This is a genomic window from Mesorhizobium sp. M0077 (assembly GCF_040322955.1).
Lineage (GTDB): Bacteria > Pseudomonadota > Alphaproteobacteria > Rhizobiales > Rhizobiaceae > Mesorhizobium.
Genome location: NZ_JAMYUL010000014.1, coordinates 84,461 through 98,734 on the forward strand (window position 1 = coordinate 84,461; position 14,274 = coordinate 98,734).

General features: G+C 63.0%; 16 protein-coding genes. 9 read left to right on the top strand and 7 right to left on the bottom strand.

Going from position 1 to position 14,274, the window contains the following annotated elements; genetic code table 11:
• Positions 1-91: 91 nt before the first annotated feature.
• Genes NKJ57_RS24275 through thrC form a run of 4 tightly spaced genes read right to left on the bottom strand, consistent with a single transcriptional unit; the run spans position 92 to position 6,299 of the window.
• Positions 92-2,980 (bottom strand): EAL domain-containing protein, encoded by a 2,889-nt coding sequence (locus NKJ57_RS24275; RefSeq protein WP_023706671.1) that lies wholly within the window; start codon positions 2,978-2,980, stop codon positions 92-94.
• Between the two features lie 3 nt (positions 2,981-2,983).
• The gene (locus NKJ57_RS24280; RefSeq protein ID WP_023668403.1) at positions 2,984-3,580 is read right to left on the bottom strand and encodes a GNAT family N-acetyltransferase; all 597 of its coding nucleotides are present in this window, start codon (positions 3,578-3,580) and stop codon (positions 2,984-2,986) included.
• A gap of 14 nt (positions 3,581-3,594) precedes the next feature.
• Positions 3,595-4,887 carry a M16 family metallopeptidase gene (locus NKJ57_RS24285; RefSeq protein WP_023668402.1) on the bottom strand — a complete coding sequence of 431 codons (1,293 nt, stop codon included), beginning with the start codon at positions 4,885-4,887 and terminating at the stop codon, positions 3,595-3,597.
• A gap of 14 nt (positions 4,888-4,901) precedes the next feature.
• Complete coding sequence (thrC, locus tag NKJ57_RS24290) at positions 4,902-6,299, bottom strand: threonine synthase (protein WP_352512889.1); 1,398 nt, start codon at positions 6,297-6,299, stop codon at positions 4,902-4,904.
• A 128-nt stretch (positions 6,300-6,427) separates the two neighbouring features.
• Between thrC and NKJ57_RS24295 the strand changes: the two genes are divergently transcribed.
• From NKJ57_RS24295 to NKJ57_RS24325, 7 genes are all read left to right on the top strand, one after another.
• Complete coding sequence (locus tag NKJ57_RS24295) at positions 6,428-7,159, top strand: hypothetical protein (protein ID WP_352512888.1); 732 nt, start codon at positions 6,428-6,430, stop codon at positions 7,157-7,159.
• A gap of 205 nt (positions 7,160-7,364) precedes the next feature.
• The gene (locus tag NKJ57_RS24300) at positions 7,365-7,688 is read left to right on the top strand and encodes an ArsR/SmtB family transcription factor (RefSeq protein ID WP_352512887.1); all 324 of its coding nucleotides are present in this window, start codon (positions 7,365-7,367) and stop codon (positions 7,686-7,688) included.
• A complete protein-coding gene (locus NKJ57_RS24305) occupies positions 7,685-8,110 on the top strand; it encodes an SRPBCC family protein (RefSeq protein WP_352512886.1) in 426 nt (141 codons plus the stop codon). The genes NKJ57_RS24300 and NKJ57_RS24305 overlap by 4 nt, the downstream gene beginning before the upstream one ends.
• 69 nt (positions 8,111-8,179) lie before the next feature.
• Positions 8,180-8,572 carry a VOC family protein gene (locus NKJ57_RS24310; protein WP_023687162.1) on the top strand — a complete coding sequence of 131 codons (393 nt, stop codon included), beginning with the start codon at positions 8,180-8,182 and terminating at the stop codon, positions 8,570-8,572.
• Between the two features lie 26 nt (positions 8,573-8,598).
• A complete protein-coding gene (locus NKJ57_RS24315) occupies positions 8,599-8,820 on the top strand; it encodes a hypothetical protein (RefSeq protein WP_023668396.1) in 222 nt (73 codons plus the stop codon).
• 3 nt (positions 8,821-8,823) lie between these two features.
• Complete coding sequence (locus tag NKJ57_RS24320; protein ID WP_023830051.1) at positions 8,824-9,282, top strand: DUF1801 domain-containing protein; 459 nt, start codon at positions 8,824-8,826, stop codon at positions 9,280-9,282.
• Positions 9,283-9,295: 13 nt separating this feature from the next.
• Positions 9,296-9,727: a DUF1801 domain-containing protein gene (locus NKJ57_RS24325; RefSeq protein WP_023830052.1), complete on the top strand. Its 432-nt coding sequence runs from the start codon at positions 9,296-9,298 to the stop codon at positions 9,725-9,727.
• Positions 9,728-9,732: 5 nt separating this feature from the next.
• Here the strand turns inward: NKJ57_RS24325 and NKJ57_RS24330 are convergent, their stop codons facing one another.
• Entirely contained in the window at positions 9,733-10,419 is a 687-nt protein-coding gene (locus tag NKJ57_RS24330) for an HAD family hydrolase (RefSeq protein ID WP_023732087.1), read from the bottom strand.
• 188 nt (positions 10,420-10,607) lie between these two features.
• On the opposite strand from NKJ57_RS24330, the gene NKJ57_RS24335 reads away from it, so the two are divergent.
• Positions 10,608-11,741, top strand: a complete 1,134-nt coding sequence (locus tag NKJ57_RS24335) for a site-specific DNA-methyltransferase (RefSeq protein WP_352512885.1) — start codon at positions 10,608-10,610, stop codon at positions 11,739-11,741.
• Positions 11,742-11,960: 219 nt separating this feature from the next.
• On the opposite strand, the gene NKJ57_RS24340 is transcribed toward NKJ57_RS24335, so the two are convergent.
• Together NKJ57_RS24340 and mutY are read right to left on the bottom strand one after the other, a co-directional pair.
• Positions 11,961-12,572, bottom strand: a complete 612-nt coding sequence (locus tag NKJ57_RS24340) for an HAD family hydrolase (protein WP_352512884.1) — start codon at positions 12,570-12,572, stop codon at positions 11,961-11,963.
• 22 nt (positions 12,573-12,594) lie between these two features.
• The gene (gene mutY, locus NKJ57_RS24345; protein ID WP_023752617.1) at positions 12,595-13,716 is read right to left on the bottom strand and encodes an A/G-specific adenine glycosylase; all 1,122 of its coding nucleotides are present in this window, start codon (positions 13,714-13,716) and stop codon (positions 12,595-12,597) included.
• Positions 13,717-13,766: 50 nt separating this feature from the next.
• Between mutY and NKJ57_RS24350 the strand changes: the two genes are divergently transcribed.
• Positions 13,767-14,273: a DUF721 domain-containing protein gene (locus NKJ57_RS24350; protein ID WP_023687168.1), complete on the top strand. Its 507-nt coding sequence runs from the start codon at positions 13,767-13,769 to the stop codon at positions 14,271-14,273.
• The last annotated feature ends 1 nt before the right edge of the window (position 14,274 follow it).

Genomic DNA, 14,274 nt, shown 5'->3' on the forward strand with positions numbered 1-14,274 from the left:
TCCTTGCTTCGCCCTAGGATGACGAAGGCGCGGTCGCTTCAGGGGTTCATTCCAATGTAACCACGCGCCTGCACGACGCATGCCTCACCCGTCACGCCTGCGTCATCGGGTACTGCTCTTTCAACGCCTTCAGCACCTGGTCGCCTGGCATCGGCGCGCCGAACATGAAGCTTTGCACATATTCGCAGCCCATCTGGCGCAGTTCCAGCGCATCGCTTTCGTCGGAAATGCCCTCGGCCACCACCGACAGGCCGAGTTCATGCGCCATGTTGACCATGGATTTGAGCAGCACCGCCCGCTTCGGCGTCGCGTCGTCGACGAAGCTCTTGTCGATCTTGATGGTGTCGAAGGGGAAGCGGGTCAGATAGGCGAGCGAGGAATAGCCGGTGCCGAAATCGTCCAGCGACAGGCCGATGCCGAGCTGCTTGAGCTTGGTCAGCACATGCGAGGTTTGCTCTGGATTGTCCATCACCAGCGATTCGGTAAGTTCGAGCCGGAAGCAGCGCGGCTTCAGATTGGCGCGCGCGATGACCGAGCGGACATCGCTGACCAGGTCGCGGCGGATCAGCTGGCGACTGGACAGATTGACCGACACCGACAGCGGCGTGTCGCCGATCTGCTTTTGCCAACCGGCGAGGTCTTCGGCCGCCTGCTGCATGGCAAACAGCCCAAGCTGCACGATCAGGCCACAGCTTTCGGCGACCGGGATGAAATCGCCCGGCGGGATCATGCCGCGGCGCGGATGGTCCCACCTCAGCAGCGCCTCGAAGCCGGCAATGCTGCCGTCCTCCAGCCGTACGATCGGCTGGTAGGCAAGGGTGAACTCACGCCGCTCGATGGCGCGGCGCAGATCGGATTCGAATTGCAGCCGGTCGGTGCCGACGGTGCGGAAGGCCGGCCGGAACGGCTCGATCCTGTCACCGCCGAAGCGCTTGGCCTGGTGCATGGCAAGCTCGGCGTCCTTGACCATGTCTTCTGCCGAAGTCTGCGCCGAGGTCCAGGTGATCAGGCCGATCGAGGCAGTCAGCACGATCTCGCGCTTGGCGAAGGTGATCGGGTTGTTGATCGCGTGCTTGATGGCGTCTGCCACCGCCGCGATGCGGGAGGGTTCCTGTTCGGAGAGCAGCATCAGGGCGAACTGGTCACCGGCAAAGCGCGACAGCGAATCCTTCGGTTTCAACAGCCGGTGCAAGCGGCGCGCAATGGTGAGCAGGATGGTGTCGCCGGCCGAGATGCCAAGCCCGTCATTGACCTGCTTGAAACGGTCGATGTCGATGACGAAGACGGTGGGGCGCACCTTCTCTTCGGTGCGCGCGATCGAGATGATGGCTTCCAGCCGGTTCATCAGAAGTTCGCGGTTGGGCAGGCCGGTCAGATTGTCGTGAACGGCATCGTGCAGCAGCCTTTCCTCGGACTTTTTCTGCTCGGTAACGTCGACCATGGTGCCGACGCAGCGAATCACTTCGCCATCCGAGCCGATCACCGGCCGCGCCCGAAGCAAGAACCAGTGGTAGTGCCCGTCGGCGCCGCGCAGGCGGAAATTCTGCGAGACCCGGCCGCGCCGATGTTCGAGCACCACGTCGAGCGTGGTGCGGAACGTGTCGCGGTCGTCGGCATGCAGCACCGGCAGCCAGTTGCGGGCCGCACCCCCCAGGCTGTTGGGAGCGAGGCCAAGCTGGATGCTGACGTCGGGCTTGGTGACGACGCGGTCGCGCAGCACGTCCCAGTCCCACACCGTGTCGCCGGAGCCGGCTACGGCCAGCGCCTGCCGTTCGAGGTCGGAGAACAGGCCCTGATGCAGCGCGCCGCCGGCAAAGGCATGCTGCATGACGGTGAAGCCGATCAAAAGGATGATCAGGATCAGCCCGCCGCCCAATGCCGGCTGGGCGATGTCGTTGTCGAGCATGCCGGTGATCGCCATCCACGACCCGCATAGCCATAGCAGCACCATCACCCAACTGGGCACCAGCATGATCGCACGGTCATAACCACGAAGACCGAGCAGGATGATGAGGCCAAGCCCGGTCAGCGCGGTGGCGGCGAAGGACAGCCGGGCAATACCGGCGGCGACGGCCGGATCGATGATGGCCACACCCGCAATCAGCACCAGGCCGAGGATCCAGACCAGCGCGCCATAGCTGAAATGGCCGTGCCACCGGTTGAGGTTGAGATAGGCGAACAGGAACACCACGAAGGTCGCCGCAAGCGCCACCTCCGTTCCCGCCCGCCACATCTGCTCGTTCCCGGGCGATATCTCTATGATCTTGTTTAGAAAGCCGAAATCGACGCAGATATAGGCAAGTACCGCCCACGCAAGTGCGGCTGTCGCCGGAAACATCGAGGTTCCCTTGACGACGAAAAGGATGGTCAGGAAGAGCGCCAGCAGCCCGGCGATGCCGATGACGATGCCGCGGAACAGCGTATAGGAATTGACCGAGTCCTTGTAGGCTTCCGGCTCCCATAGATAGACCTGCGGCAGCTTCGGCGAGGCGAGTTCGGCGATGAAGGTGATCACCGTTCCCGGGTTCAGCGTCACCCGGAACACGTCGGCGTCGGAGCTTGACTGCCGGTCGAGCGCGAAGCCCTCGCTGGGGGTGATCGCGGCGATGCGGGTGGCGCCGAGATCGGGCCAGAAGATGCCGGAATTCACCAGCCGGAAATGCGGCGCCACGATCAGCCGGTCGAGCTGCTGGTCGGTGGTGTTGGCGAGCGCGAATACCGCCCAGTCGCCGCTCGAGCGCGCGTCATTGGCCTCGACCTCGATGCGCCGCACGATGCCGTCGGGACCGGGCGCGGTCGACACCTGGAAGTTTTCGCCCTGATTGACGTAGATCTGGACGGCGCGCGACAGGTCGAGCGCGACATCGTCGCGGGCAATCTTGATCGGTTCGACGGCGAAGGCCGGGAGCGCCGCGCAAAGCGTGACGACAACCGCCAGAACAAAGGCCAACAGCGACCCGTTTCGCAGGAAATTCGTCAAAAATCAGTCCTTCGTTCCAGCGCCCGGCGGATCGTCCGCGATCCGGGCGTAGAGGTAGTGGTCCTGCCAGATGCCGTTGATCCTGAGGTAGGATCGCAGAAGTCCTTCGCGCCGGAATCCGGCTTTTTCAAGCACGCGGATCGACCGGACATTGTCGGGAATACAGGCAGCTTCGATCCGGTGCAACCTCAGCGTATCGAAGGCGAAGCGGCAGACCACCTTGACCGCGTCGGTCATCAGGCCGCGGCCGCCAAACCGCTCCCCGATCCAGTACCCGACATGGCCGCTTTGCGAGACGCCGTGGCGGATATTGCCGAGCGTAATGCCGCCGGCAAGCTTGCCGCTCGCCTTCTCGAAGATGAAGAAGGCGATGGCTGTCCCCTGCGCATAGTCTTCGCGGTAGCGGCCGATGCGCAGCCGCCAGGCGGTGCGGTCGAGTTCATCGGGCGTCCAGCGCGGCTCCCACGGTTCGAGGAAGGCACGGCTTTCGCCGCGCACCGCTGACCATTCGCGATAGTCGTTGGTGTAGGGCACGCGCAGCATGACCCGGTCGCCTTTCAGTGCCGGCAGGTCACGGCGAAAGAAAGGGAGCGCGAACACCGGCGCTTGAAGGCTTAGACGGCGAGCTTGCGGGCCGTGGTGTGCGTGCCCGCAAGCGAATCGAGAATCGCCTCATAGGGCGCGAGCGTACCCACCGGTCCAACCGCGGTCAGCGTCGGCTTGGTCGAAAACAGCCGGGACGAAAGGTCGGTCAGCCGCTCGACGGTCAGCGCCGACAGCCGTTCCATCAATTCCTCCTTGGCGATCGGCCGACCGAACAGAAGCAGCTGCCTGGCGATCTGCGAGGCGCGGCTGGCCGGGCTTTCAGCCGACATGATCAGGCCGGCGCGATATTGCGCGCGGGCGCGGTCGAGCTCTTCCTGAAGGATATTCTCGCCGGCCTTCTGCAGCTCGTCGATAATGACCGGCACCAGTTCGGCAATGTCGCTCTGCCCGGTCGCGGCATGAACGCCGAAGATGCCGGTATCGGAAAAACCCCAGTGGAAGGCATAGACCGAATAGCACAGGCCACGCTTTTCGCGGACCTCCTGGAACAGCCGGGACGACATGCCGCCGCCGAGGATCATCGACAGCACCTGCGAAGCGTAGAAATCGCGCACATGATAGGCTCGGCCTTCGAAGCCGAGCACGATCTGCGCGTCCATCAGGTCGCGATCCTCGCGGAAATCGCCGCCGACATACTGCGCATATTGCGGCATCGTGCTGTCGGACTTGCTGCGGAAACCGCCGAGCTGCTTTTCGACCTCGCGCACGAAATTGTCGTGCTTAATGTCGCCTGCCGCCACGATCACCATCTTCTCGGCGCCATACTGGCGCTCTATGAAATCATGCAGCTGTTTGGAGGTGAAGGATTTGACGGTTTCCGGCGTGCCGAGGATCGAGCGGCCGATCGTCTGGTGGCGGAAGGCGGTCTCGGTGAAACGGTCGAAGACGATGTCGTCGGGCGTGTCGTGCGCGGCGCCGATCTCCTGCAGGATCACATGCTGCTCGCGCTCCAGTTCCTCTGGGTCGAATTCGGACTCCTGCAGGATATCGGCAAGGATATCCACCGCCAGCGGCACATCGTCGGACAGCACCCTGGCGTAATAGGACGTCGTCTCGACTGATGTGGCGGCATTGATCTCGCCGCCGACATCCTCGATTTCCGAGGCGATCTCGAAGGCCGTCCGCCTTTTCGTACCCTTGAAGGCCATATGCTCGAGCAGATGGGCCATTCCGTGCTCGTCGTCACGCTCATTGCGGGCGCCGGACTTGACCCAGGCGCCAAGGGCAACGGATTCGAGGCTTGGAAGGGTTTCGGTGGCGACTGTCAGGCCGTTCGACAGACGGCTTACCTCAACACCCATATGGCAAGTACTCCCTAACGCGCTGCCCTTGAGTGGCGGCTCACGTAATCTTCCACCATTTTCAGGTCGGATGGAAGTACCGTGTACTTTTCGTCGGCTGACATCAAGGACCCCAGCCATGCGGGCAGGGCCGGCGACACGCCGCAGGCGGCTTCGACCGCGGCCGGGAACTTGGCCGGGTGCGCCGTGCCCAGCACCACCATCGGCACTGCACCGTCAGCCTTGCCGGCGGCGACACGCACGGCCGCGGCCGTGTGCGGATCGAGCAGATAATTGCTGGATTCGAGCGTTGAACGGATGGTGGCGGCAACCTCGTCCATATCAGCGCGTCCGGCGTCGAATTCGGACCGCATCCGGTCGATTTCCGCGGTTTCGATGGTGAAGGCGCCGGATTGCTTGAGGCCGGCCATGTAACGCCGCACCGTCTCTGCGTTACGGTCGCAGGCCTCGAACAGCAGTCGCTCGAAGTTCGACGATACCTGGATGTCCATCGATGGCGACGTCGTCGCAAACACACCCTTGGTGCGGTATTCACCGGTCGCGAAAGTGCGCGCCAATATGTCGTTGTCGTTGGTGGCGACGATCAGCCGCTCGATCGGCAAGCCCATCTTCTTGGCGGCGTAACCGGCGAAAACATCGCCGAAATTGCCGGTCGGCACGGTAAAGGAGACCGGCCTGTCCGGCGCGCCGAGCGAAAGCGCCGAGGAAAAATAATAGACGATCTGGGCCATGATGCGGGCCCAGTTGATCGAATTAACGCCCGATAGCGACACGCGATCACGAAAACCATGATCGTTGAACATATCCTTCAGCAGGCCCTGGCAATCGTCGAAATTGCCTTCGATGGCCAGGGCCTGGACGTTGGCGGCCGTCGATGTCGTCATCTGCCGCTGCTGCACCGGCGAGACGCGGCCATGCGGGAACATCACGAAAATGTCAGTTCGGTCGCGGCCGGCGAAGGCATCGATGGCGGCGCCACCAGTGTCACCCGAGGTCGCGCCGACGATGGTGGCGCGCTGGCCGCGCTCGGCCAGTACATGGTCCATCAGCCGGGCAAGCAGCTGCATGGCAACGTCCTTGAAGGCCAGCGTCGGACCGTGGAAGAGCTCGAGGATGAACGTGTTGGCGCCGGTCTGCACCAGCGGGCAGACGGCCCGGTGGCGGAAGGTGGCATAGGCTTCTCGCACCAGGCGCTCGAAGACGGGTGCGGCGATCTCGCCGCCGAGGAAGGGCGTCAGCACGCGGATGGCGAGGTCCGCATAGGGCAGGCCGCGCATGGCGCGGATCTCGGCTGCCGAAAACTGCGGCCATGTCTGCGGCACATAAAGCCCGCCGTCGCGGGCCAGCCCCGCCAGCACCGCATCGGCAAATCCAAGCACGGGCGCATCCCCGCGGGTACTCACATAGCGCATCGTCAAAGGTCCATTGCTGCCGCCGGTTTCATCCACGGCAATTGGTTAATTTTCCGAGCCGGCTCAGTCGCATTTTTGCCGTGGCGTTGCTATACGTCACCAACTTTGCGAGAGGGAAGTGCAGTTTCATGGCGTTTCATAAATTCAACCGTCGCTTTGTCGCGGGTCTGGCGCTCACCGGCTTTATGCTTGCCGCCGCCGGTTGCCAATCGAGCGACAATGGCATCCTCAATCTCGGTTTCGGCAAGAAGACCGACCCGAATGCGCCAATACCGCCTCAGGATCCCAAGGTTCTCGCCAGCCAGTTGCAGGCCTACTGCCCGAAAGTGACGGTGCGTGACGGCACCGCATACTTCAATACCTACGCCAAGGGCGCGCCGCAGCCGAAAAAGAAAAAGGCTGATGCAACACAGGATGCCGAGGCCGCTGCCGCCGCGCAGACGGCGCCTGACGGCTCCATCGTAGATCCGAACAAGGATCCGGCCAAGATCATCTACCAGGCCTCGATCAGCGATGTGAGCCGCGATTGCAGCCGTGCCAACGGCCAGTTGACGATGAAGGTTGGCGTTGCCGGCAAGATCGTGCCGGGACCGCTGTTCGCCCCCGGCAGCATCACCATGCCGATCCGCATTGCCGTGATGCACGGCCCCGACGTGCTTTACTCGCAGATCCACCCCTATCAGATCCAGGTCAGCGATCCCTCGACCGCCACCCAGTTCGTGTTCACCGATCCCAACGTCGTCGTGCCCGAACCCTCCGCCCGGGATTACACTGTCTATGCCGGCTATGACGACACCGCGCCGGCGGCGGCGGACAAGAAGTCCGGCAAGAAAAAGAAGCGCGCTCCCGCGACGAACTAAGCGCTGCCTGCGCGCCGTCGCTGCTGCGACGGTGGCGGGTCAACTCTTTGAAAGATCCAAACGATCCGATCATAACCCTGCAGGTGTGCGCCTGCGGGCAGGTGGCGTCTGCGCTTTAAATCTCGACCCATTCCGCCAGCGCACTTGACTCATTCATATCTCGGCGGTTATACGTCGATCAATAGCTCGCAGGTTATTGATCCCGATGCCGGACGCCCACGATACTCTGTTCAGAACGCTTGCCGACCCGACCCGGCGGGCCATCTTCGAACGCCTTTGCCGCCAGGGTGAGCAGACAGTGGGGGCGCTGACGGCGCAGTCCGGGGTCTCGCAGCCGGCGGTGTCGAAGCATCTCGGCGTCCTGAAGCTGGCCGGCCTGGTGCGCGACCGCCACGCCGGACGCCAGACCCATTATAGCGCCCAGCCCGCGGCACTTGGTCCGCTGACCGACTGGACGAGTGAAATGACCGGGTTTTGGGAAAGCCGCTTCGATGATCTCGAGAACCTGCTGAAAAGGATGGATCAGTGAGCAATCCCGAACTGCGCACCGTCGTTGTCGAGCGGGACATATCGTGGCCGGCGGAGAAGATCTGGCGCGCGTTGACGCAGCCGCATCTGATGGAGGAGTGGCTCATGAAGAACGATTTCAAGCTTGCCGTCGGCCACAGTTTCAATCTTCGCGGCGACTGGGGCGGCGTGCTCGATTGCGAGGTGCTGGCCATCGAGCAAAACAGGACGCTGTCCTACAGCTGGGATTTTGCCCATGAGGATGCCGCCTACAATCTGAAGAGCGTGGTGACGTTCACGCTCACGCCCACCAGCACGGGGACCCATCTGCGCGTCGAGCAGTCGGGCTTCCATCCGAGCCAGAAGCAGGCCTATGGCGGCGCCAGGGCCGGGTGGCAGCAATTCCTCACCAAGCTGGAGCAGCTTCTGGCGAAGCCGGATTGAGGCCTGCCGGCACAAATTTCAGCGCCATGCCCTGACCGCGGGGCACCGAATGCAAAAAGGAGAAAATCGATGAAGATCAAGCTGACCAGCGTCTATGTGGACAATCAGGACAACGCACTGCGCTTCTACACCGACGTGCTGGGCTTTGCTGTGAAGGCCGATTTCAGCAATGGGGCTTTTCGTTGGCTGACCGTCATCTCACCCGATGAGCCCGAGGGAGCCGAGCTACAGCTGGCGCTCAACGACAACCCGGCCGCCAAGGCCTACCAGCAGGCCATCTTCAAGCAGGGGCAGCCCGCGCTCATGCTGTTCACCGACGACGTCAAGGGTGATTACGAGCGCATCAAGGGACGCGGCGGTGCGTTCGCCATGGCGCCGACAGAAGTGACCGGCTCGACCATCGCCCAGCTCAACGACAGCTGCGGCAATCTCATCCAGATCACCCAACTGGCGCGTTGGTAGGCGCTGGTTTCAAGAGGAGGGTTGCGATGAACTTGAGCAAATGGATACGTCAAACCCATCGTTGGCTGTCGATCATCTTCACGCTGACCGTGGCAGCCAATTTCATCACCATGGCATTCGGGCAACCTCCGGCCTGGGTGGTCTATTCGCCGCTGCTGCCGCTCTTCCTGCTGCTGTTCAGTGGCCTCTATATGTTCGTGCTGCCTTACGTCGCGAGATCGCGTGGCGAGCAGGGCGCGCAAGGGTAGGACATGGCCAAGGCGCCGGGAAAATCGAAGGTCGCAAAACCGGCCCCAGACAAGCCGGAAAAGCCGGTCCTGCTTTCGGGCGGCAACCCGCAGATCCCGAAGGCCTATGGGGACGCTCCGGTGCAGGCATATATTGCTGCCATGCCGGGCTGGAAAAGCGATGTCGGGCGCCGGATCGACGCACTTATCGTCAGCGCCGTCCCCGGCGTCTGCAAGGCGGTGAAGTGGAACTCACCGTTCTATGGCATCGAGGGCGAGGGTTGGTTCCTCAGCCTGCATTGCTTCACCAGATACGTCAAAGTCGCCTACTTTCGCGGCACGTCGCTCGATCCTGTGCCTCCCGGCGGTTCAAGGCAAAAGGAAGTGCGCTATCTCGACATCCATGAAGGCGAAGAGATCGACGAAGCCCGCTTCGCCTCCTGGGTGAAGCAGGCCAGCCGATTGCCCGGCGAGAAGATGTGAACGGAGGCAGACCATGAAGACCAGTATGTCGAGCAAGGACGAGGGAGGCGCCTCTGCCTCCGAGCGGATAGATGCCCGAATCCGGGAGCTGGACGATTGGCGGGGCAAGACGTTGGCCAGCCTGCGCAAGACCATCCTCGATGCCGATCCGGAAATCATCGAGGAGTGGAAGTGGATGGGCAGCCCGGTATGGTCGCGCGACGGCATGATCGCCGTCGGCAACGCCCACAAGGACAAGGTGAAGCTGACCTTTTCCCACGGCGCCAACCTGCCGGATCCCGACAGGCTGTTCAACAACGGGCTCAACGGCAAGGTGTGGCGCGCCATCGATGTGTCGGAGGGCGACGAGATCGATGCGGATGCGCTGAAAGCGCTCGTCCGCGCCGCGATTGCCTACAACAGGGCTAAGAAGAAACCGGCTAAGTCGGCCAAAGCCAAGGACTGATCGGTTCAGGCGTCCGACCACTCCGACAGAGCGGCAATCACACTTTTCAGTTCGGCCCAGCGGCGGATGACGGTTTCGGCGCCGGCTTCGGTCAGCACATCGGCATGGCCGGGATAGCTGTGCGCGGCGCCGGTGAAGCCGATCACGCGCATGCCAGCGGCCCTGGCGCCGGTGACGCCGTGCACCGAATCCTCGATGACGAAGGTGTTTGCCGGATCGGCGTTGAGTTGCTCCGCCGCAATCAGGAACACATCCGGCGCGGGCTTGGTTTTCTTGCTTGGTATTTCCAGCGCTGAAAAAATCCGGCCGGCGAAGAACGGCAGCAGGCCCACTTTCTCCAGCATGAACTCGATCCGCTCCAAGCGTGAGTTCGAGCAGACGCAGCGCGGCGCGGTCACCGCCGCGACCGCCTCGCGCACGCCGTCGATGGCGCGCACGTCGCTGCGCAGTTTGCGGTCGACGAGCTCTTCGGCCCGGTCGATCATCGAGGCCTGGAACGGGATCGCGGATTTTGCCTCGACCCGCATCATGATGTCCTTGAAGGTCAGTCCGGCATAGGTTTCGGCGTATTCCTCGGCCGAGATTTCATATCCGGCCAAGGTCAGCAATTCGGCCTCGACGCGGGCTGCGATGATTTCGGAATCGACGAGCACGCCGTCGCAATCGAAGATGACAAGGTCTGGCTGGGGCATGGCAATCCGAACGAGGGAGGGTGATGGAGGCCCGGCAAGGCTCAAGCGGCGCGACATACACCAACGGGCCGGGCTGCGCAAACTGACGACCTCAGGGCTGCCTGGCCTGTTGCGTCCTTCACCGAATATTTACGCTGATCGGTAACCATAACGGGGAGTAAACAGTAACGCGTGCCTTGGGTGTAAAAATGTCTGCCGTGCGTCTTCTCGCCGACCTCTCCCACGCCCCCCAGCAATCCGAGTGGCTGGACACGATCCTCAAGGGCGATTGCGTCGCCGTGCTCGACCGGCTGCCGGAAAAATCCATCGACGTCATCTTCGCCGATCCGCCTTACAATCTGCAGCTCGACGGCGATTTGCACCGGCCCGACCAGTCCAAGGTCGACGCCGTCGACGACGACTGGGACCAGTTCGAGAGCTTCGAGGCCTATGACGCCTTCACCCGCGCCTGGCTCCTGGCGGCGCGCCGCGTGCTGAAGCCCAATGGCACCATCTGGGTCATCGGCTCCTATCACAACATCTTCCGCGTCGGCGCCAAGATGCAGGATCTCGGCTTCTGGATTCTCAACGATGTCGTCTGGCGCAAGACCAACCCAATGCCGAATTTCCGCGGTCGCCGCTTCCAGAACGCGCATGAGACCATGATCTGGGCCTCGCGCGATCAGAAGGGCAAGGGCTACACCTTCAATTACGAAGCCATGAAGGCATCGAACGACGACATCCAGATGCGCTCCGACTGGCTGTTCCCGATCTGCACCGGCGGCGAGCGGCTGAAGAACGACAATGGCGACAAGCTGCATCCGACGCAGAAGCCGGAAGCGCTGCTTGCCCGCATCATGATGGCTTCGACCAAGCCGGGCGACATCGTGCTCGACCCGTTCTTCGGCTCCGGCACCACCGGCGCCGTGGCCAAGCGGCTCGGCCGTCACTTCGTCGGCATCGAGCGCGAACAGGTCTATATCGAGGCCGCCAACGAGCGCATCGATGCCGTGCGGCCGCTGGAAAGCGCCGATCTCACCGTGCTCACCGGCAAGCGCGCCGAGCCGCGCGTCGCCTTTGTCAGCCTCATCGATACCGGGCTTATGCAGCCCGGCGCCACGCTTTACGATGCCAAGAAGCGCTGGTCGGCCAAGGTACGCGCCGACGGCACGGTGGCGATCGGCGACAGCGCCGGCTCGATCCACAAGATCGGCGCCGAAGTGCAGGGCCTGGACGCCTGCAATGGCTGGACCTTCTGGCACTATGAGCGCTCGGGCGGCCTGACCCCGATCGACGAACTGCGCCGCATCGCCAGGCTCGGCATGGAACGGGCAGGGGCCTGACGCTACCACATAAAGGTCGGCGCCCTACGGCGCCCCCCTCTGGCCTGCCGGCCATCTCCCCCACGAGGGGGGAGATCGCGCGCTTCATTGTTTTCGCCAACCTTCAACGTTGTAAGAAAGAGCCGTCGGCGAGGCTGCCAATCTCCCCCCTCGTGGGGGAGATGCCCGGCAGGGCAGAGGGGGGCGCCATAAAGCGCTACCTCGACCCCTCTGCGTAGCTCAGGTCGCGATGCCATACCGCTCAAGGTCCGCCTTGAGCGTTTTTGCATCCGTGAACAGCACCGACTGCCAGCCGGCGGCCCTGGCGCCATCGACATTTCTGGGGCTGTCGTCGATGAACAGCGTGGCTGACGGTTCGAGACCGAACGCGGCGACGTGATGGTCGTAGATGGCGCGGTCGGGCTTGATCTCACGGATATCGGCCGACACGGTCACGCCGCGCGGGCGGCTAAGGAAATCGAAGCGCAGTCTTGCCTCGGCAAGCGTGTCGGCGGCGAAGTTCGTCAGCATGGTCACGTCGCGGCCGCTCTCGATCAGGCCGAGCATGATGGCGACGCTGTCCTCATAGGCATGCGGCACCATGTCGTTCCAATAGCGCCGGAAATTGCGAATGTTTTCAGCATGATCCGGGTAATCCGCGATCAGCAGCGCTTCCGCCTCTTCCCACGTCCGGCCACGATCCTGCTCGATGTTCCAGTCATGCGTGCAGACATTGTCGAAGAACCACTTGCGCTCTTCGGCATCGGGAATGAGGCGGCTGAACGGAATGTTCGGATCGTAGTGGAGCAAGACGCGACCGATGTCGAACACGATATGGCGGATTTCAGTCATTTCTGGCCTTTCAAAGCGAATGCTAGTCAATCGGGCGGTGCTTTTTGGTTGCGCCCGGTATCGCTGCTTCGATGACCTTTTTCATGACGGTCGGCAGCGCTTCTCCGGAAATGTCATGGGCCAGCGACCAGAAATGCCCTTCCGGCGCATCACTTTTCACTTGAGCGTGAAAAACTTCGAGCTCGAGCGCGAAATGGGTGAAGACATGCGCGATCTCTCCGGCGCGCCGCCAGTCCGCAGGGAAGGGCGCTGCCTCCGAAGTGGTTGCACCGTCGATCCGCGCTGTCCAACCTGTGGTCGGCACCTCGGTCATGCCGCCGAGCAGGCCCTTGTCAGGCCGCTTGCGCAACAGGATGGCGCCGTCGCCGCGCTCGGCGACGAAGGCGGCACCCCGCCTGAGTGGTTTGTCGACCTTGGGCAGGCGGACCGGGAAGCGCTCGGGGTCGCCGGACAGGATGGCGCTGCAATCCTCGCGCACCGGGCATAGCATGCAGCGCGGCCGTCTTGGCGCGCAGATCGTAGCGCCGAGGTCCATCATCGCCTGGGCGAAATCGCCCGGCCTTGTCTGCGGAACCAGTCTTTCGACGAGCGCGCGGATTTCAGGCTTTGCCTCGCTGAGCGGCGTTGCGATCGAATAGAGCCGCGAGATGACACGTTCGACATTGCCGTCGACGACCGCCGCCGGACGGTCGAAGGCGATCGCCGCGATCGCCGCCGCCGTATAGGCGCCGATCCCCGGCAATTCCCTCAATCCCGTTTCGTTGTCGGGAAAACGGCCGCCCTGGCTCGCAACCAGATCGGCGCAGGCCTTGAGGTTGCGCGCCCGTGAATAATAGCCGAGCCCGGCCCAGGCCTTCATCACATCCTCGGCCGGCGCAGCCGCCAGCGCCTTCACATCAGGCCATTTCTCGACAAAGGCGCGAAAATAGGATTTTACCGCTTCGACCGTGGTCTGCTGCAGCATCACTTCCGAAAGCCAGATGCGATAGGGGTCCGGCCGTGCACCGCCGGCCGCGGCGTGCGGCGTGATCCGCCACGGCAGTTCGCGATGGTGCGCGTCGTACCAGGCAAGCAGACGCGCGGCGATCTCTCCCGATAGAGTTGGTCCGGATGCGGCCTTGCGGGTCTGTTCGTGCAGTGCCATTGATCGCGGGCTGGCTCTAGGCTGGTGAGGAGCGTGGCTGGAGAACGTACATGGCAGGGAGAACGCCTTACGGCAATCCCGTTCCGGTGAGCGATCTCGCGACCGCGATCCTCGACCCCGTGCTGCGCAAGCGGGCCGGCATTTCGATCGGGCTGGTGCAGTCATGGGAAGAGATCGCCGGCCCCAGGCTCGCCGGCCATTCGCGCCCCGAAAAAATCCAGTGGCCGCGCCGCATGCATGAGGACGATCCGTTCGAGCCGGCGGTGCTGGTCATCGCCTGCGAGGGCATGGCCGCGCTGCACCTACAGCACGAGACCGGCGAGATCATCAACCGCGTCAATGCCTTTCTCGGCTTCAACGCGATCGGCAGGATCCGGATCGTGCAAAAGCCGGTGCTGAGGGACAAAGCCCGGCCGAAACCGACGCCGAGAGCACTGACTTCTGTCGAAAAGGCCAAATTGTCCGATACCGTCGGCAAGATCGAGGATGAAGGCTTGCGCGCCTCGCTGGAGCGTCTTGGCGCCACAATTCTTGGCCAAAGGAAGCGGCCAAGGTAAT